The organism is Amycolatopsis sp. WAC 01375 (assembly GCF_003947325.1).
Classification (GTDB): Bacteria; Actinomycetota; Actinomycetes; order Mycobacteriales; family Pseudonocardiaceae; genus Amycolatopsis.
In genome coordinates, this window is record NZ_QHHW01000017.1 from 182557 (window position 1) to 198348 (window position 15792).

18 protein-coding genes are annotated in these 15792 nt (G+C 68.2%); 10 read left to right on the forward strand and 8 right to left on the reverse strand.

From position 1 onward, the window contains the following. The first annotated feature begins 42 nt into the window (after positions 1-42). Complete coding sequence (locus tag DL991_RS08235) at positions 43-621, forward strand: hypothetical protein (RefSeq protein WP_125782588.1); 579 nt, start codon at positions 43-45, stop codon at positions 619-621. Here DL991_RS08235 and DL991_RS08240 read toward each other — a convergent pair. Both DL991_RS08240 and DL991_RS08245 read right to left on the reverse strand, forming a co-directional pair. Further along, complete coding sequence (locus tag DL991_RS08240) at positions 594-1241, reverse strand: response regulator transcription factor (protein ID WP_125782693.1); 648 nt, start codon at positions 1239-1241, stop codon at positions 594-596. The genes DL991_RS08235 and DL991_RS08240 overlap by 28 nt on opposite strands. 30 nt (positions 1242-1271) lie before the next feature. Next, positions 1272-2471 carry a sensor histidine kinase gene (locus DL991_RS08245; RefSeq protein ID WP_199753860.1) on the reverse strand — a complete coding sequence of 400 codons (1200 nt, stop codon included), beginning with the start codon at positions 2469-2471 and terminating at the stop codon, positions 1272-1274. Between the two features lie 224 nt (positions 2472-2695). Between DL991_RS08245 and DL991_RS08250 the strand changes: the two genes are divergently transcribed. Both DL991_RS08250 and DL991_RS08255 read left to right on the forward strand, forming a co-directional pair. Beyond that, a complete protein-coding gene (locus DL991_RS08250; protein ID WP_125782697.1) occupies positions 2696-3247 on the forward strand; it encodes a DUF4190 domain-containing protein in 552 nt (183 codons plus the stop codon). Positions 3248-3324: 77 nt separating this feature from the next. Further along, on the forward strand, positions 3325-4443 hold the full coding sequence (locus tag DL991_RS08255) for an acyl-CoA dehydrogenase family protein (RefSeq protein WP_125782590.1): 1119 nt from the start codon (positions 3325-3327) through the stop codon (positions 4441-4443). A 109-nt stretch (positions 4444-4552) separates the two neighbouring features. On the opposite strand, the gene DL991_RS08260 is transcribed toward DL991_RS08255, so the two are convergent. Beyond that, entirely contained in the window at positions 4553-4999 is a 447-nt protein-coding gene (locus DL991_RS08260) for a MerR family transcriptional regulator (protein ID WP_125782592.1), read from the reverse strand. A 129-nt stretch (positions 5000-5128) separates the two neighbouring features. On the opposite strand from DL991_RS08260, the gene DL991_RS08265 reads away from it, so the two are divergent. Both DL991_RS08265 and DL991_RS08270 read left to right on the forward strand, forming a co-directional pair. Further along, the gene (locus tag DL991_RS08265) at positions 5129-5926 is read left to right on the forward strand and encodes a TIGR03084 family metal-binding protein (protein ID WP_125782594.1); all 798 of its coding nucleotides are present in this window, start codon (positions 5129-5131) and stop codon (positions 5924-5926) included. A gap of 98 nt (positions 5927-6024) precedes the next feature. After that, positions 6025-6666, forward strand: a complete 642-nt coding sequence (locus tag DL991_RS08270; RefSeq protein WP_125782596.1) for a histidine phosphatase family protein — start codon at positions 6025-6027, stop codon at positions 6664-6666. On the opposite strand, the gene DL991_RS08275 is transcribed toward DL991_RS08270, so the two are convergent. The 4 genes from DL991_RS08275 to DL991_RS08290 form a co-directional block, all read right to left on the reverse strand. Further along, complete coding sequence (locus DL991_RS08275) at positions 6663-7868, reverse strand: cytochrome P450 (protein ID WP_125782598.1); 1206 nt, start codon at positions 7866-7868, stop codon at positions 6663-6665. The genes DL991_RS08270 and DL991_RS08275 overlap by 4 nt on opposite strands. A gap of 37 nt (positions 7869-7905) precedes the next feature. Beyond that, a complete protein-coding gene (locus tag DL991_RS08280) occupies positions 7906-8610 on the reverse strand; it encodes a TetR/AcrR family transcriptional regulator (protein WP_125782600.1) in 705 nt (234 codons plus the stop codon). A gap of 108 nt (positions 8611-8718) precedes the next feature. Further along, complete coding sequence (locus tag DL991_RS08285; protein ID WP_125782602.1) at positions 8719-9675, reverse strand: PHB depolymerase family esterase; 957 nt, start codon at positions 9673-9675, stop codon at positions 8719-8721. Between the two features lie 139 nt (positions 9676-9814). Beyond that, positions 9815-11056 (reverse strand): glycoside hydrolase family 3 N-terminal domain-containing protein, encoded by a 1242-nt coding sequence (locus tag DL991_RS08290; RefSeq protein ID WP_125782604.1) that lies wholly within the window; start codon positions 11054-11056, stop codon positions 9815-9817. 269 nt (positions 11057-11325) lie between these two features. Here DL991_RS08290 and DL991_RS08295 point away from each other — a divergent pair, with 269 nt between their 5' ends. From DL991_RS08295 to DL991_RS08305, 3 genes are read left to right on the forward strand one after another with little or no spacing between them, the layout of a single operon-like run. Next, entirely contained in the window at positions 11326-11676 is a 351-nt protein-coding gene (locus DL991_RS08295) for a helix-turn-helix transcriptional regulator (protein WP_125782605.1), read from the forward strand. A gap of 29 nt (positions 11677-11705) precedes the next feature. After that, complete coding sequence (locus tag DL991_RS08300) at positions 11706-12200, forward strand: SRPBCC family protein (RefSeq protein WP_125782607.1); 495 nt, start codon at positions 11706-11708, stop codon at positions 12198-12200. Beyond that, the gene (locus DL991_RS08305) at positions 12197-12772 is read left to right on the forward strand and encodes a TIGR03086 family metal-binding protein (protein WP_125782609.1); all 576 of its coding nucleotides are present in this window, start codon (positions 12197-12199) and stop codon (positions 12770-12772) included. The genes DL991_RS08300 and DL991_RS08305 overlap by 4 nt, the downstream gene beginning before the upstream one ends. Before the next feature lie 6 nt (positions 12773-12778). On the opposite strand, the gene DL991_RS08310 is transcribed toward DL991_RS08305, so the two are convergent. Further along, the gene (locus tag DL991_RS08310; protein ID WP_125782611.1) at positions 12779-13261 is read right to left on the reverse strand and encodes a MerR family transcriptional regulator; all 483 of its coding nucleotides are present in this window, start codon (positions 13259-13261) and stop codon (positions 12779-12781) included. Between DL991_RS08310 and DL991_RS08315 the strand changes: the two genes are divergently transcribed. Both DL991_RS08315 and DL991_RS08320 read left to right on the forward strand, forming a co-directional pair. Then, positions 13260-14354 carry an alkene reductase gene (locus DL991_RS08315; protein ID WP_125782613.1) on the forward strand — a complete coding sequence of 365 codons (1095 nt, stop codon included), beginning with the start codon at positions 13260-13262 and terminating at the stop codon, positions 14352-14354. The genes DL991_RS08310 and DL991_RS08315 overlap by 2 nt on opposite strands. Positions 14355-14382: 28 nt before the next feature. Next, positions 14383-15708, forward strand: coding sequence for an amidase family protein (locus tag DL991_RS08320; protein WP_125782615.1), 1326 nt, complete (start codon positions 14383-14385; stop codon positions 15706-15708). Positions 15709-15792 lie beyond the last annotated feature (84 nt).

Consider the following 15792-nt stretch of genomic DNA (forward strand, 5'->3'; position numbering starts at 1 on the left):
GCGGGTACTGTTCCGCCGGGGGGAGGAGGAGACCCGAAAGCGATGACGGACGGACAGTTCACCAAAGGACATCTGATCACGTTGCTGATCAGTTCCGCGATCGGCGTGGGATTCGGTGCCGGATGGTGGTTCTTCGGCGCTTCATCCGCCGGATCGGCGCCGCTGGTCGTGGTGGGTGTCGTCGTGGTGCTGGCATTGGCCGGCTGGCTGGCACTGACCGCCCGCCGCGGTGCCGGTCTGCCCGCGGGCGGAGGCCGGGAGGAAAGCCCGTTCGGCAAGCGGTACGGGATCGCCGTGCTGCTCATGCTGGTGGGGATCTTCGCCGGGGCACGGGTGCTCTCGGCGGTCTTCGAAGTTCCCGAGGCCGTGCCCGCGTGGGTTTTGTTCGTTGTCGGGCTGCACTTCTTGCCGTTCGCGAAGTTGTTCGGCTCGCGGCGTTTCCTGGTGCTGAGCGCTTTGTTGTGCGTCGTCGCCGTGCTGGCCGCCGTGCTCGCGATCGCGGGGTGGACGGCCGCGTGGCAGCTCGTGCCGGGCTTCGGCGGCGCCGTGGTGCTCTGGGCGACCGTCGCCGCCGGGTTGCTCGCGACGGACCGTCAGGGAGTGACGAGCCCGGCTTCGTAGGCGAAGATCGTCAGCTGGACCCGGTTGGTCGCGTCGAGTTTCGCGAAGATCCGGGTGATGTGGGTCTTCACGGTCGCTTCGCTCAGGTGCAGTTCCGCGCCGATTTCGGCGTTGGTCCCGCCCTGCGCGACAGCCGTGACGATGTCCCGCTCGCGTTCGGTCAGGGTCCTCAGTCCCGCTCGCGCCCGATGGCGGCGAGGGCTCGTCCTGGTCGCGACGAAATGCCCGATGAGTTTCCGCGTCGTCCGCGGCGACAACATCGCCTCGCCCGCCGCGACCACGCGCACCGCGTCGATGATCTCCTGCGGTGACCCCTCTTTCAGCAGGAATCCGCTGGCGCCCGCGCCGAGCGCGTCGAAGACGTACTCGTCGAGGTCGTACGTGGTCAGGACGAGGACCTTCGGCGGGTTGGGGAGCGCGGTGACGGCGGCGGTCGCGACGAGGCCGTTCATCCGCCGCATCCTGATGTCCATCAGCACGACGTCGGGTGCGTGCATGGTCACCTTCGGCACGGCCTCGTCCCCGTCGCCGGCTTCCGCGACGACCTGGATGTCGCCCGCGCTCGACAGGATCATCGACAAGCCGGTTCGCACGAGGGGATCGTCGTCGACGAGCAGCACTCGCAGTGGGCGCTGGTTCACCCGGACAGGTTAGTGGTGTCCCCACGGTAGCCAAGCCCGGACGGCGAATGTGCGCTCTTCGGTGGGGCCGGTGCTGACGTTCCCGCCGATCAGCGTGACGCGTTCGCCGATCCCGGTCAGCCCGGAGCCCGCACCCGGCGCCTTGCCGGCGGGAGCCGTCGCGGGCAGTGGATTGACGACCTCGACGGTGAGCCCGTTCCCCGGCCCTCCGCGAACCGAAACCTCGGCCGTCGCACCCGGAGCGTGTTTCAGGATGTTGGTCATCGACTCCTGGACGATCCGGTACGCGGTCGTGCCGAGCAACGCCGGCGCGCCGCCCGCGTCGTCGAGCAGGATCGTCACGTTGACCCCGAGTCCGGCCCGGCGGGCGTTGGCGACCAGTTCGGGGATGTCGGCCAGCGTCGGCTGCGGCGGTTCCGGATGGGTTCCGTTCTCCCCGTTTTCGCCGAATCCCTGGCCGTCGCGCAGCACACCGATGACCTGCCTCAGATCTTCGAGCGACTGGCGCGCCGTCGTGCGGACGGTCTTCGCCGCTTCCGTCGTCGCGGGTCCTTTGCTGACCTCGAGCGCGCCGGCTTGCAGTGACAGCAGGGAAAGCCGGTGCCCGAGGACGTCGTGCATCTCGCGCGCGATCCGGGTGCGTTCCGCGCGACGGGTCATCTCGGCGCGGAGTTCTTCTTCCTTGGCCTCACGGATCGCGAGGGTGTCCTGCATCCCGCGCACGACCCCGACGGTGAGCGGCACGGCCGTCATCACGACGGCGACCGTCAGCGTTCCCATCACCTGCACCGCGGAGAACTGCTTGCCGACGACCTGCCCCGCGACGGTCACGTCGGGATGGCGGTTGGCGTCGCCGAACAACGCCCACGCCGTGGCGAGGTAGACGAGCACGGACCCGAGCCAAAGGAAACGGTCGCGGCGGCGCGCGGCCATCGCGGCGAGGGCGACCAACGCGGCCAGCGCGTCGGAGCGGAAGCAAAGCGGCGGCACCAAGGCGATGGCGAGGACGAGTTCCGGCCATTTGTGCCGCCAGCAGAGCATGACCGCGGCGCCGATACCGGTGAAGAAGCCGAGCGTGGACCACCAAGTCGGGTCGAACGATCGCGTCGCCGGAAGATAACCCTGGGCGCTGAAGACGAAAATGCTGCTGATCACGCACGCCGCGACCGCCACCACGGTGAGCACCACACCCAGCACACGCCTTGCCATGCGCTGAGCGTACGCAGGCGGGCCGGGCCACCCGCATCAGCGGAACCGATCCTTCGAAACGCGCGGATTACGACTTTCGTCGTAACGGGTCGGCGCGCCGAGGACGATGCGCCCGCCTCGGGATCACTGGTTGTATGCCGCCTCGTTCATCCCGTTGGAAAGGAAAAACCCTCGTGACCCAGCAAACCCCCTACACGCCGGCCCCGCAAGCCCCCGCCAGTCCGATGCCGCCCCGCAACGGCATCGGCGTCACGGGCTTCGTCCTCGGCCTGGTGGGGCTGGTCTTCTCCCCGATCCCGTTCGTCGGCGTCATCGCGTGGCCGCTGGTGATCCTCGGCCTGATCTTCTCGATCATCGGGCTGATCCGCGTCAAGAACGGGAAGGCCTCCAACAAGGGGCTCTCCATCACCGGTATCGCCTTGTCCGCACTCGGCCTCGTGGTCTGCGTGGTGTGGATCTTCGTGTTCAACGCGGCGGTCAACGAAGTCAACAACGAGATCAACCGCACCGCGAAGGTGTCCTACGAGATCACCGGCGACGCCACGAACGTCGAGGTCATCTACGGCGAGGTGCTCAACCCCGTCACCGAAACGATTCCGGCGCTGCCGTGGAACAAGGAAGTCGAGAACAAGGGCGTCTACAAGGGCGGGACGCTCACGGTGACCACCGGCGAGACCGGCGGCTCCGTCACCTGCAAGATCACCGTCGACGGCGCCGTGGTTTCGACCAAGACCGCTTCCGGCGAATTCGCGATGGCCGCCTGCACCGGAGTGTGACGGCCGGACCGTGAAAGGCCTCCTTCGCCATTCTCGGGGTGGCGGGGAGGCCTTCGCGATTCCGGCATGATGCGGTCATGACCCATCCGTTCGCCCCGCCCGCCCACGAACGCCACTGGATCGAAACCGTCACCGAACTGGCCAGGGACTTCGCGGCGAGCGCCGCCGAGTTCGACGAGACGGCCGAGCTGCCCATCGCCAACCTCCGCGCGTTGCACGCGACCGGACTCGACAGGGCGACGTTGCCCGCGGAATTCGGCGGTGAAGACCTCAGCTACCGGTCCTACGGCGAGATCGTCCGGATCCTCAGCGCGGCCTGTTCGTCGACGGCGTGCGTCTGGGTGATGCACATCGGCGCCGCCGTCGGGCTGGTCCAGCTGTCCGCTCCCGATGTCGGCCGCCTCTACGCCGGGGAGCTCATCGACGGCAAGCGGTTCGCCAACGCGCTGTCGGAACCGAGCGGCGGCAACATGTTCCTGATGCCGCAACAGATAGCCGAGCCCATCGAGGGCGGGCACCGGCTCACCGGTGCCAAGCGGTTCGTTTCCGGTTGCGAGGTCGCCGACCACTTCCTGGTGAACGCGCTCGTCGACGGCGTCCCGACGTTCTTCGGCGTATCGCCGGACGAAACGATGACCTTCGTGCCCATCTGGGACACGATGGGACTGCGCGCCAGCAGGAGTCAGCTCGTCTCCTTCGAAGGGACGGTCCTGCGAGACGACCGCAGGTGCCCGCCCTCGGCCGAGCAACGTCCGAACCACATCGCGGCGGGCCTCGCCTTCTTGTCCTTGGGGATCGCCGACGCGGCGGAGGACGCTCTGATCGCGCACTCCCGAAGCCGCGTCATCCCGGTGACCGGGCAGCCGCTAGCCGAAATGCAATGGCTGCAGTTCGAAGTCGCGGACGTCCACACGCGCCTCGAAGCCGCGCGTATGTACTCCCGGAACATGGCGTGGCTGGCGGATCAGAACTCGCCGGAATTCCTGTCCGCGACCATGACCGCGAAGGTGCTCGCGAACGAGATCGCCCGCGACGTCGCCCAGCTGGCGCTGAAGGCGGGCGGCGGTTCGGGCTTTCTGCGCACTTCGCCGATCCAGCGGCTGTTCCGGGACGCGCAGGCGGGCGGCCTGATGGCCTACTCGGCCGAAGTCTGCAAGGACCGGATCGGCAAGACGGTGCTCCTGCCGCAGGACTGACCTCGGATGGCCGGCCGGGTGACGTCAAGCCCGGCCGGTCCCGCCGAAGCGGGTCAGCAGCAGCCGGTGCCACTGCAGTCGCAGTCGCACCAATCGTCGATACGCATGGTCATCCACCTCCTCCCTCGGGTTCGCGGTCAGGCGGGCACCAGGCGCCGGGAAGCGGATCGGCGCACTTGGCGCCGGACATCCCGGACAGCATGGAAGTGAGTTCGGCGTGCAGTTCGCCGAGCCGCGTCATCTCCGCTTCGATCTCGGTGAGATGGCGTTCCAGCATGGTTTCGGCGGGTTCACACGGGCAGACCCCGGTGTCGCGCACGCTCAGCAGGTCACCGATCTCCGTCAGCGTCAGCCCGAGCCGCTGGGTGCCGCGGATGAACCGCAGCCTGTCGATGACGTTCTCGTCGTAGCGCCGATGCGCCCCGGTCGTCCGCGCCGGGGCGGGCAGGAGACCGATGCGCTCGTAGTAGCGCACGGTGTCCGGCCGCACCCCGGCGCGGGCGGTCACCTGGGACATGGTCAACGCCGTCAGCGCCGTCGTCGCTTCGGTTCGCATGACACGAGGGTAGAACTTGGACCCGGCTCCAGAATCAAGCCCGGAATTCGACTGGGCTCACCAGGAGAAGACGACGGCCCCGCGCGTCCGCATCATTCGAAAGGGTGGAAACGGCGAGAGGACGGCACGGTGACTGACTTCCGGAACGTGATCAGGGACCTCACCACGGAGGGCGAACAGGTCGACGCCCTGGTGGCCGGCCTGGACGACGCGGGATGGGAGCTGCCGACACCCGCGGCGGGCTGGTCGGTCAAACACCAGATCGCCCATCTCTCCTTCATCTTCAAGATCGCCGGACTGTCCGCGGGCGAGCCGCGGAAGTTCGCCGAAGTCATGAAGAGCTCGATGGTGCGCGGGTTCGACGCCGCCGTCAACGCGGCCCTCGACGACTACCTCGGCGACCCCAACGAGGTCCTGCTCGGCCGCTGGCGCGCCGAACGTGACGCCGGCATCAAGGCGCTCGCCGCGGTCCCGGCGGGCCAGGTCGTGCCGTGGCTGGTCAACCCGCTGCCGCCGGCGATCCTCGCCTGCGCCGGGATGATGGAACTGTTCGCCCACGGGCAGGACGTCGCGGACGCGCTGGGCGTGCGGCCGGAGCGGACGGACCGGCTCGCGTACCTCGTCGGCTTCGCCGTCCGGGTGCGGGACTTCGGCTACGAGGCGCGGGGCCTGACTCCGCCGGAGCAGGAGTTCCGGTTCGAGATCACCTCGCCGTCCGGCCGGTTGTGGACGTTCGGACCCGAGGAATCGCGGCAGCGGATCACCGGGAGCGCGGAGGACTTCTGTCTCCTCGTCACGCGGCGTCGTCATCGCGACGACCTCGACATCCGTGCCGAAGGCGCGCTGGCGGACCACTGGCTGGACATCGCGCAGGCGTACCGCGGCCCCGCGGGCGAGGGACGCGTGCCGGGACAGTTCGACCGCTGAAAACCGCGCCACATCCGTGGCGATTACGGCATCCTGGAAGTCGCGATCAACTCCGCTCGGTGCGATCGTCGTCGGCACACGGGGTCTAGGAGGCGATCGTGGCAAGGGTGTGGCTGATCAGGCATGGGGAAAGCGAGTCCAACGCGGGTCTTCCCGGCGGGGAGCCGGGGGCTTCGGCGCTGACCGGACTCGGCAGGCGGCAAGCCGTCGAAATCGCGGATTCGCTGGCCGAACCGCCTCGGTTGATCGTGACGTCGCCGTTCGTGCGGGCGCGGCAGACCGCCGAGCCGACGATCGAGCGGTTCCCCGGCGCGGAGCTCGAGGAGTGGCCTGTCCAGGAGTTCACCTTTCTCGGCGAACTCCATGGACAGGTCACCACCACCGCCACCCGTAAGCCGTACACCGAGGCCTACTGGGATCGGGCCGATCCCCACCACGCGGTGAACGGCGCGGAATCCTTCGCTGCCCTCTACGCCCGGACCCAGGACTTCCTGGCGCGGCTGGGAGAACGGGAACCCGGGCCGATCGCCGTCTTCACGCACGGGCTCTTCATCCGAGCGGTCATGTGGTCACTGCTGACCGGGATCACCACCCCGGACAGCGAGGCCATGCGCGGATTCCGGACGTTCGCCGACACCTACCAGGTGCCGAACGGCAACATCACCGAATTGCGGTACACCGCCGGAAAGCGGACTCCGCGAGTGGTGGTGCCGCTCGTCTCCCGGTTCGCCGACCGCTAGGGCTTCAGCAGCAGCTGGAGCTTGTTCACCCCGGTCATGTTCGGGCTGGGGATGAACGACGGCGGAACGGCCGGATCGGTACGCAGGGCCGGGAACCGGTCCAGCAGGATGTTGAGCGCCGTCTTGCCTTCCAGCCTGGCGAGCGGGGCGCCGATGCAGAAATGGATCCCGCGGCCGAAGGCCAGATGCGGATTGTGCGCCCTCGCCGGGTCGAAGGTGCCGGGATCCGTGAACGTGCGCGGATCCCGGTTCGCCGCCGCGACCCAGATGGCGAGCATGCTGTCCGCAGGGACCGTCTGTCCGCCCAGTTCGACGTCGGTCGTCGTGGCGCGGGCGACGAGGGCGAACGGGCTGAGGAAGCGCAGCGATTCCTCGATGGTGGCGGGCAGCAGCGCACGGTCCTCGCGGACGCGCCGGTACTCGTCCGGATGGGAATCCAGGCACAGCACCGTGTTCCCGAGCAGCATCGTGGTGGTGATGTGCCCGGCGAGCAGCAGCACGTTCGCGAAGTTGACGACCTCGTTCTGCGTGAGTTTCGCGCCGTCCACCTCGGCTTCGACGAGTTTGGTCAGCAGGTCCTCGCGCGGGTTCCTCCGTCGGTCCTCGACGTGCTCGGCAAGGTAGTTCACCAGGTTCTTCAGTTGCTCCGAGGTTTCCTCGGAGGCCTTCTTGTCCTCCTCGGTCTGCTTGATCAGCGACCGCTGCTGGCTGTTCCGCAGCATCGTGTCGACCCATTCCTTGAACAGGTCGCGATCGCTCGCCGGGATGCCGAGCAGTTCGGCGATGACGATCACCGGCAGCGGATAAGCCAGATGCGTCACCAGTTCCATCGAGTCCGCGCCGTCGACCGCGTCGAGGAGCTCGTTCGTCAACGCGGCGATCCGCGGTTCGAGATCCGCGACGACCTTCGGCGTGAAGGCGTGACTCACCAGCGTGCGCAGCTTCTTGTGGTCCGGCGGGTCCATCTGGAGCAGGTTGCCCTCGACGAACAGGTCCTTGTCCGGTGCGATCTCCTGAGGGATCAGCCGGGCGGTGTCGGACGAGAACACCTTGTGATCACTCAGGGTCTCCAACGCCTCGGCGTGGCCGTAGACGTTCCACATGCCCGTCTCGGCGTCGAAGTGGACCGGGTCGGCCGGGAATTCACCTCGAAGCCAGAACTGGCCTTCGTGGATGCCCCAGGTTTCGGCGATCGTGGTCATGGCTTGCCCCCTTCTTCTCGTGGTGGAGGAGCGCGGATCAAGCGGGCTCCCCGGCACCGTCCTTCCGGTAGATCCAGGCGCGATAGGACGAGATCAGTTCACGGAACGCCTGGATCACTTCGGCCGCGGTGGCGGCCACATCCGCCGTGGACGGTGGCTCCGGCGGCTCGAACGCCGACCGGATGATGTGCGCGAGGGCATCGGCCTTCTCTTCGGAGGTGAGACCGGTGCCGTCGGTGGTGAAGCTGTCCATCAGGTAGAACCCCAGCGCCGAGGCGCGGAGGGAAAAGAGCAGGTTCGGGATGTCGTCGCGCAGCAGACCCCGGTCCGTCATCGTCTTCAGGTACCGATCGGTCACGACCGCGTCCTGATCCTGCAAGGGATGTTTCTTCAGCCTGCCCAGCATTTCGGTGTTGCCGGTGATGAGTGCGCCGAGCAACGGGTTTCGCTGGGTGTGCAGGAAAACGGCCCGCTGGAACCGATGCGGGACGACTTCCGCCGGATCCTCGTCCAGCCGATCGAGAATGGTCTCGGCGGCTCGAAGGGATTCACGCAGGAGCAACGCGTGGAAGAGGGTTTCCTTGGTGGGCCAATGCAGGTAGATCGTGCCCTTCCCGATGCCCGCCTGGCTCGCGATGTCCTCGATGGTCACCTTGCGATAGCCCAGCCGCGACAGCAGGACGCCGGCCGCGTCGAGGATGCGATCGGCGCGGCCGGCGGTGCGGTCCGGACGTTCTGCCACGTGCGCTCCCAGTCTCTGACTTCGTGACCAGATTTGCTCATCTGGTCATCCGGTCAAGTTCGACGGTAGCGCCAAGCGCGGGGATCCGGCAAGGAAATGGACGAGTTCTTAACGCAGACGATGGGCGAGCATGAAGTTCCAGATCACCGGCGTGGCGTCGATGACGGTCGGCGTGGCGGAGTCGTTGTTCGGCGCCGTGCTCGGCCAGACATGCCCGGCGCCTTCGACCCGGTAATGCTGGAGCGAGCAACCGAGCCAGCGCTGGACGGTGACGCCGGCCTGCGGCGAGTACTGGATCGGACGCGGGAAGCAGCCGTTCCGGTCGGACCACGCGGCGAGCCAGTCCGGCAGTGTCGGCAGGCCCTTTGCGGGATTTCCGGTGTAAGGGATCGTCGCGTCGGCCGTTCCGTGGAAGTCGAGGATCGGAGCGGGACGCGACGGGTGGCATTCGCCGCCTTGCGGATAGAACGCGCCGGCGACCGGGGCGAACGCCGCGATCCGGCCCGGCATCCGGCAGGCGAGGACGCCGACGAACCCGCCGCCGTTCGACTTGCCCGTCGCGTAGATCCGGTGGGAGTCGACGCACAGTTCACGCTGGAGCGTGTTCAGCAGATCGCTGGTGAAGAGCACGTCGTCAGCGTCCGCGGAATACGGCGCGCCGGTCCACGCCGACTCGCCGTCAGTACCCGGAAGTCCTTGCGGGTAGACGGAAATCGCGTCATACGCGGAAAACCCGGACAGCTCCTCCTGATATTTCGACGTCCGTTTGTGGCCATGGAACGACAACACCAGCGGGTACTGCCGCGAAGGCCGGTATCGCGCCGGAACGTGCACCGTGTACTCACGGACCAGGCCTCCGGACGTCACGGTCCGCAGTGTTGTCGCCCCGGCCGGCACCGGGGGCGGACGGTGACAGCCGGTGGTCCGCACCGGATGATCGATCGGCGACGGCACGGCCGACGTCACCGGCGCGGCCGACGCCACCGGCGCGGCGAGCAGGCTCAGTCCGGCAACGGCGGCGGCCGTCAGAGCGAGACGGCGCAGGGACTTCGTGGGACCAGGCACGCGATCCTCCTTGATCGGGCGGCAGGGCGGTGATCAGGGTCACCCCTGACGCGGGCCTGGTCAGCATTGTGTTCATTGAGTTTTCGGGCCGCTTTTCACGTCACCCCGCCGGCGTGATCGCCGCGCGGGCTGGGGCAGGTCAGCCGCAGGCGTGTTTCGCCGCGAGTACGCGGGTCACTGCCTCGTCGACCCGGGCGGCCGGGAGGTCGCCGGACGCAAGCGCTTGCTCCAGTGTGGCCAGCACCGTGCCGACGTTGCCGCCGGAAGACCACAACGCCTGATCCGCCCCGGCCTGCAAGGCTTTGAGCACGGCCGTCTGCAACGGGTACTGCGACGTGATCGCCTTCATCGCCCCGAGATCGTCCGTGATCACCGGGCCGTCGAACGCGTAGTCCTTCCGTAGAAGCCGGTACGCCGGCGCCGACAGGGTCGACGGTGTCCCACCGGTCAGGTCGGGCACGTTCAGATGTCCGACCATGACGCCGATCTCGCCGTACTCGCCGATGTCGCGGTACGGCACCAGGTCGACCTTGCGCAGCGAGGCCAGCGGCGGCGTCCGCACCAGCCCCTTGTGTGAGTCCCCGGTGGCGTGTCCGTGCCCGGGGAAGTGCTTCAGCACCGGCTGCACTCCGGCGTCCCGCAGGCCCTGCGCGAACGCCAGGACGTACTTGCGCGCGACCTCCGGATCCGAGCCGAACGACCGGTCGCCGACGATGTCGCGGTCCGGCTGGTCGGTGATGTCGGCGTCGGGCGCGTAGTCGACGGTGACGCCACGAGCCCGCATCTGCCGTCCTCGCTCGGCGGCCTTCTTCCGCACCTGCGCCGGCGTCAGGGTCGAGGCCATCTTCCGGGCACTGGGCATGTTGCCGTCGAGGGCGTCGATCCGCTGAACACGACCGCCTTCCTCGTCGATCGCCACCGATACCGGGATCTTCGCCGCGCGTTGGACCTCGTCCAGCGCACCGTTCTGCAACAGGGCCGTCTCGTTGCCGCCGAGGAAGATCCCGCCGACCTGTTGATCGCGCACCAGTTTCACCGCTGCCTGCGGGTCGCCGGCGTTCACGCCGACCACCACCAGCTGGGCCAGTCGCTGCCGGGGGCTCATCCCGGCGACGATCCCTTCGCAGCCCGGAGCAGGCGCCTGCTCCGCCCTCGGTGACGGCGAGGGTGCGGGTTTGCCGGAGCTGGACGGGCTCGAAGCGACACTGCTGCTCGGCGGAGGTGCCGTCCCCGCCGGCTGTGCCGAGCCTGCCTGGTCGTCCGTCGTGCCGCACTGCACGCTGGTGAGGAGAACGGTGGCGGCTCCCAGGATGACGGTGGTCCATCGCTTCGTCGTCTTCGGTCGCCCGGAGTTCATCGGCTCGTTTCGTTCGTCGTCCATGCCGGTATCGACGGTAACCCCAGTTGCCCTTTCGTACGCGCTCGCGTGTCCTTTAGTGCGAGGCCGGCTCGGTCCCACCTCCTTCCTCTTTCGTGTTCTCCCTCGTCAAGCCGGTGCTCGGCCTTGACAACTCGATCTGCTCCGCCGTAGATTACCACATGGTTATGAAACCGCAAGGTTATCCACCGTCGCGGTGCCGATGAGCGCCGATCGTGAGAAATGGAAGTCGTGAGAACCACTCGAACTCGGGAAATGGAAGGCGGGCGACCGTGACGCAGGATCTGCTCGATGTCACCTTCGCGGCACTCGCCGACCCCACCCGCCGTGCGATCCTCGCGCGGCTCGCCCACGGTGAGGCCACGGTGACGGAGCTGGCCGAGCCGTTCGCGATGAGCCAGCCCGCCATCTCCAAGCATCTGAAAGTGCTGGAGCGGGCGGGACTGGTGGCAAGGGGGCGCGATGCCCAGCGTCGCCCCTGCCGGTTGGTGGCCGATCCGCTGAAGAACGCGAACGAATGGCTCGGCGGCTACCGCCGCCACTGGGACGAGACCTTCTCGCGGCTGGACCTCGTCCTGGACGAAGAGATGAAGCACCCGGAGCGCCGGGACGAGACCGATTGACCACCGCACGAGCGGAAAGGAACAGCACGATGGGACGCACTCTCAGCGTGACGAAATCCGGCGATCTCGAGATCGTCATGACGAGGTCCTTCGACGCGCCGAGGGCGTTGGTGTTCGACGCGTGGACCAAACCGGAACTGGTACGCCGCTGGTTCGGTCCGCGCGACTGGGAGGTCGTCGAATGCGAGATCGACCTGCGGGTCGGCGGCGGATGGCGTTACCGGTTGCGCCAAGACGGCGGGACGGAGATGCTGCTGCAGGGTGTCTACCAGGAGATCGACCGTCCGGAAAGGCTCGTCTCCCTCGAGACGAACGAGGATTGCGATGCCTCGGAAGGTCAGGCCTTGGCGACGCTGACGTTGGTCGAACACGGCGGGGTCACCACGCTGACCCAGGTCGTGCGGTACGCCTCGAAGCGGATCCGGGACGCAGTGCTCGAATCCGGAATGGAGCGGGGTGTCGGTGAGGGCTTCGACAAGCTTGCCGAGGTCGTCGCCACTCCGGAGAGGGCGGGAACACGATGAACGCCATCGCGGACCGCTACCGCGCCCGGGCCGACGCCTTCGAGAGCAAGGTCGCCGCCGTCGAAGCCGGGCAATGGGAGAACAGGTCGCCCTGTGAAGAGTGGACCGCCAGGGATGTCGTCGGGCACATCGTCGACATGCACGGCGCGATGCTGCGTCCCTTCGGACGTGATCTCGGGCCTGCGCCCGCGCTCTCGGATGATCCGCTCGGCGCCCTCCGGGCGGCTCGGGCCGATGTCGAAGCCATCCTCGCCGACCCTGTGCTCGCGGCCACCGAACACGAGACACCGGCCGGGAAGCTGACCGCCGAACAGCACATCGACCAGGTCGTCAGCGCCGACATGGTGCTCCATGGCTGGGATCTGGCCCGTGCCACCGGTCAGGACGACACGATCGATCCGGAGGAGGTCGCCCGGATGTGGCCAGGCGCGCAGGCGATCCCCGAACAGATGAGGATCCCCGGCGCTTTCGGGCCCGGCATCGTCGTCTTCGGCCCTGAAGTGAAGGTGCCCGAAGACGCGCCCTTGCAGGCCAGGCTGCTCGGGCTGCTGGGCCGCGACCCGAACGCCTGATCCGGTTCAGACATGGATTCCACGGTGCCGCCGGACGGGCCGGGAAGGAACCGGTACCTCGGCGGTGTCGGTCCCCTTGGCCGCGGCCAGGACACGCTCCAGAACCGATAGAGAGGTGGTGAGCAAGGAGATCTGGTTCTGGATCCGAGTCTTGGCGATCTCCAGTTCGTCGGCCATTCCCGGCGAAGGCACCAAATGCGTGTGGTCCCCGGAAACACAGGGAAGGAGTTCCGCGATCTTGCCGCTGCACAACCCGGCCGAATAGAAGAGCTGGATCTGCAGCACCCTGGCGATGTCGTCTTCGGTGAAGGTCCGGTAGCCGTTGCCACATCGATCGGGACGCAGCAGGCCTTCCGTTTCGTAGTACCGCAACGAGCGGACGCTCACCCCGGTCCGCTTCGCCAGTTCGCCGATCCGCATCAGTCCACAGTAGCCGCGGAAATCGAGGTTGACCGTGACGCCGGTGTCAGGGTTTAGCTTCGCGTTCATGAGGTTGCTCGAAGCATTTCGCGGCACCGCGATCCAGTTGCCGAACCGCATCGCGATGGCCCCGATGACCCGGGGGCGCGCCGACGATGTCACAGGCGTGCCGCATCCGCGGACGGCCGAGTACTACGCGCAACGCGCGAGCGCAGGGTTGATCGTGAGCGAAGGCATCTGGGTCGACAAGACCGGCAAGAGCGGTCCGGGCATCCCCGGACTCGCGACGGAACGGCAGGCCGAGGCCTGGCGTGCGGTGACGGAAGCCGTGCACAAGGAAGGCGGCCGGATCTTCGCGCAGCTTTGGCACTCGGGCCGGGTCAGTCATCCCGGTGTGATGGGCCGGACGCCGGTGGCGCCGTCGGCGGTCCGGCAGGCCGGGCGGATCTTCTCGGCCGGCGGCTGGACGGACACGGTCGAACCGCGCGCGCTCGGCGAGGAAGAGATAGGCGAGGTCGTCCGGGACTTCGCCGTGGCGGCACGCCGGGCCGTCGAGGCGGGATTTGACGGCGTGGAACTCCACGGTGCCAACGGCTACCTCATCCAGGAGTTCCTCGCCCGCAACACCAATCTCCGGGAGGACCGTTACGGCGGTTCGGTCGCCGCCCGGCTCCGCTTCCCGCTCGAGGTGGTGGCGGCCGTGACCGAGCGGATCGGCGCGGCCAGGGTCGCTCTGCGGATTTCGCCGGGCAACCCGGAGAACGACATCGTGGAAGACGATTGGAAGGAGGTGTACTCACGACTGCTCAAGGAACTACGCCGGTACGAGCTCGCGTACCTGCACGTCATCGACACTCCCGACGCTGTGGCGTTGTCCCACCTGCGGCCGCTGTGGCCGGGGACGCTCGTCGCGAACCTGCGTTCAGAGGAACCGACTTCCAGGGACGAAGGTGAGTCCTTGATCGAAGCCGGTCTCGCCGATGTGGTCGCCTTCGGACGGCTGTTCATCGCGAACCCGGACCTGCCCGCCCGGTTCACTCGGGGCGCCCCGCTCGCTCGGGCCGACCACGACGTCTACTACGGCGCCCGGCTCGACGGCTACACCGACTTCCCGGCGTACGAACCGGACTCGGCCGTGTTCGCCTGTTCGGCGCGCAGCTGATCTTCGCCGGTCGCTCTACAGTGCGGGGATGGTCAAGACGGCAGTGGAAATCGCGGCGGCTGTGCGTGCCAAGGAGCTCGACCCGGTCGAGGTGACGCGAGAGGCGTTGGCCCGGATCGCGGCGGCGGACGGGGTGGTCGGCGCGTTTCGCCGGGTCAGGCATGAGGAGGCACTCGCCGAGGCGGCCGCCGTCGCCGAACGCGCGGACCTGGCGGACCTGCCGTTGGCCGGCGTGCCGATCGCGGTCAAGGACGTCGCGCCGGTCGAGGGCGAATACGCCTCGTGGGGGTCGCGTGCGGGTTCGTCTGCGTTGTCCACAGAGGACGGTGAGATAGCGCGGCGGCTGCGGGCCGCCGGTGCGGTGATCGTCGGCCTGACCCGGGTGCCGGAGCTGTGTGTCTGGCCATCGAGCGACGGTCCGGACGGAGTGGCGCGCAATCCGCGCAACCCGGCCTACGCCGCGGGTGGTTCCTCGGGCGGGAGTGCCGCGGCCGTCGCGGCCGGGCTGGTGCCCATCGCGCACGGCACCGATGGGCTGGGCTCGATCCGGCTGCCGTCCGCCATGTGCGGGCTCGTCGGTCTCAAACCGGGTAAGGACGTGGTCCGCGTACCGGGGGAGAGCGGCTGGTTCGGCCTGTCCACGCACGGTCCGATGACGACCACCGTGGCCGACGCGGCCGTGCTGATGTCGGTCCTCGCCGAAGAGCCCGGCCTGGCGGACCTCACTGCCCCGAAGCGGTCTCGCATCGCTCTGTCGACTCAGGTCCCGTTGACGAGGGCGCCGTTGCCGCGTGCGTTCGGCCGAGCCGTCACGAGGGCCGGCGAGCTGTTCCGCGAGGCCGGGCACACCGTCGCGCCCGGCGCGCCCCGATACAGCGCCGGAGCCGTCGGTGGTCTCTTCGCGCGCTGGGTCGCGGGCCCTGCCGAGCAGGCCGAGGGCTTCGATCTCGGTGCGCTCCAGCCTCGGACGCGCACCCACGTCCGGCTTGGGCGGCTGCTGGCCAAGCGTGTCCGGGACAGCACCCGCGAGCGCTGGCTGGAGCGTGCCGAAGAGTTCTTCGCCTGCCACGACGTCCTGGTGACGCCCATGCTGGCGACCCTTCCGCTCAAGGCCCGCAGGTGGCATGAGGCCGGGTGGATCGCCAACGTCCTACCGTCCGTACGCGTGGCGGGCTTCGCGGGCTTCTGGAATCTCGCGGGTTACCCGGCGATGTCGGTTCCGGTCGGCGTACATCCTTCGGGCATCCCGGCCTGCGTCCAGCTCGTCGCCGCACCCGGCGGGGAAGCACTCCTCCTCGGCCTCGCCGCCCAGCTCGAAGCGGTCAATCCCTGGCCTCGCACCACCGCCTCCTGACAGCGTCGAAAAGAGAGCAAGGGACCTTTGCTATCGCTCTCCGAGAGAGAGTGACAGCAAAGGTCCCTTGCTACTTCGCGCAGG

What these genes read in the sequence shown, in the direction of transcription:
- DL991_RS08235 (WP_125782588.1), top strand. Translation starts at nt 43, where the DNA reads ATGACGGACGGACAGTTCACCAAAGGACATCTGATCACGTTGCTGATC.
- DL991_RS08245 (WP_199753860.1), bottom strand. Translation starts at nt 2,471, where the DNA reads ATGGCAAGGCGTGTGCTGGGTGTGGTGCTCACCGTGGTGGCGGTCGCG.
- DL991_RS08250 (WP_125782697.1), top strand. Translation starts at nt 2,696, where the DNA reads ATGCCGCCCCGCAACGGCATCGGCGTCACGGGCTTCGTCCTCGGCCTG.
- DL991_RS08255 (WP_125782590.1), top strand. Translation starts at nt 3,325, where the DNA reads ATGACCCATCCGTTCGCCCCGCCCGCCCACGAACGCCACTGGATCGAA.
- DL991_RS08260 (WP_125782592.1), bottom strand. Translation starts at nt 4,999, where the DNA reads ATGCGAACCGAAGCGACGACGGCGCTGACGGCGTTGACCATGTCCCAG.
- DL991_RS08275 (WP_125782598.1), bottom strand. Translation starts at nt 7,868, where the DNA reads ATGACCACGATCGCCGAAACCTGGGGCATCCACGAAGGCCAGTTCTGG.
- DL991_RS08290 (WP_125782604.1), bottom strand. Translation starts at nt 11,056, where the DNA reads ATGGACGACGAACGAAACGAGCCGATGAACTCCGGGCGACCGAAGACG.
- DL991_RS08300 (WP_125782607.1), top strand. Translation starts at nt 11,706, where the DNA reads ATGGGACGCACTCTCAGCGTGACGAAATCCGGCGATCTCGAGATCGTC.
- DL991_RS08305 (WP_125782609.1), top strand. Translation starts at nt 12,197, where the DNA reads ATGAACGCCATCGCGGACCGCTACCGCGCCCGGGCCGACGCCTTCGAG.
- DL991_RS08315 (WP_125782613.1), top strand. Translation starts at nt 13,260, where the DNA reads ATGAGGTTGCTCGAAGCATTTCGCGGCACCGCGATCCAGTTGCCGAAC.
- DL991_RS08310 (WP_125782611.1), bottom strand. Translation starts at nt 13,261, where the DNA reads ATGAACGCGAAGCTAAACCCTGACACCGGCGTCACGGTCAACCTCGAT.
- DL991_RS08320 (WP_125782615.1), top strand. Translation starts at nt 14,383, where the DNA reads ATGGTCAAGACGGCAGTGGAAATCGCGGCGGCTGTGCGTGCCAAGGAG.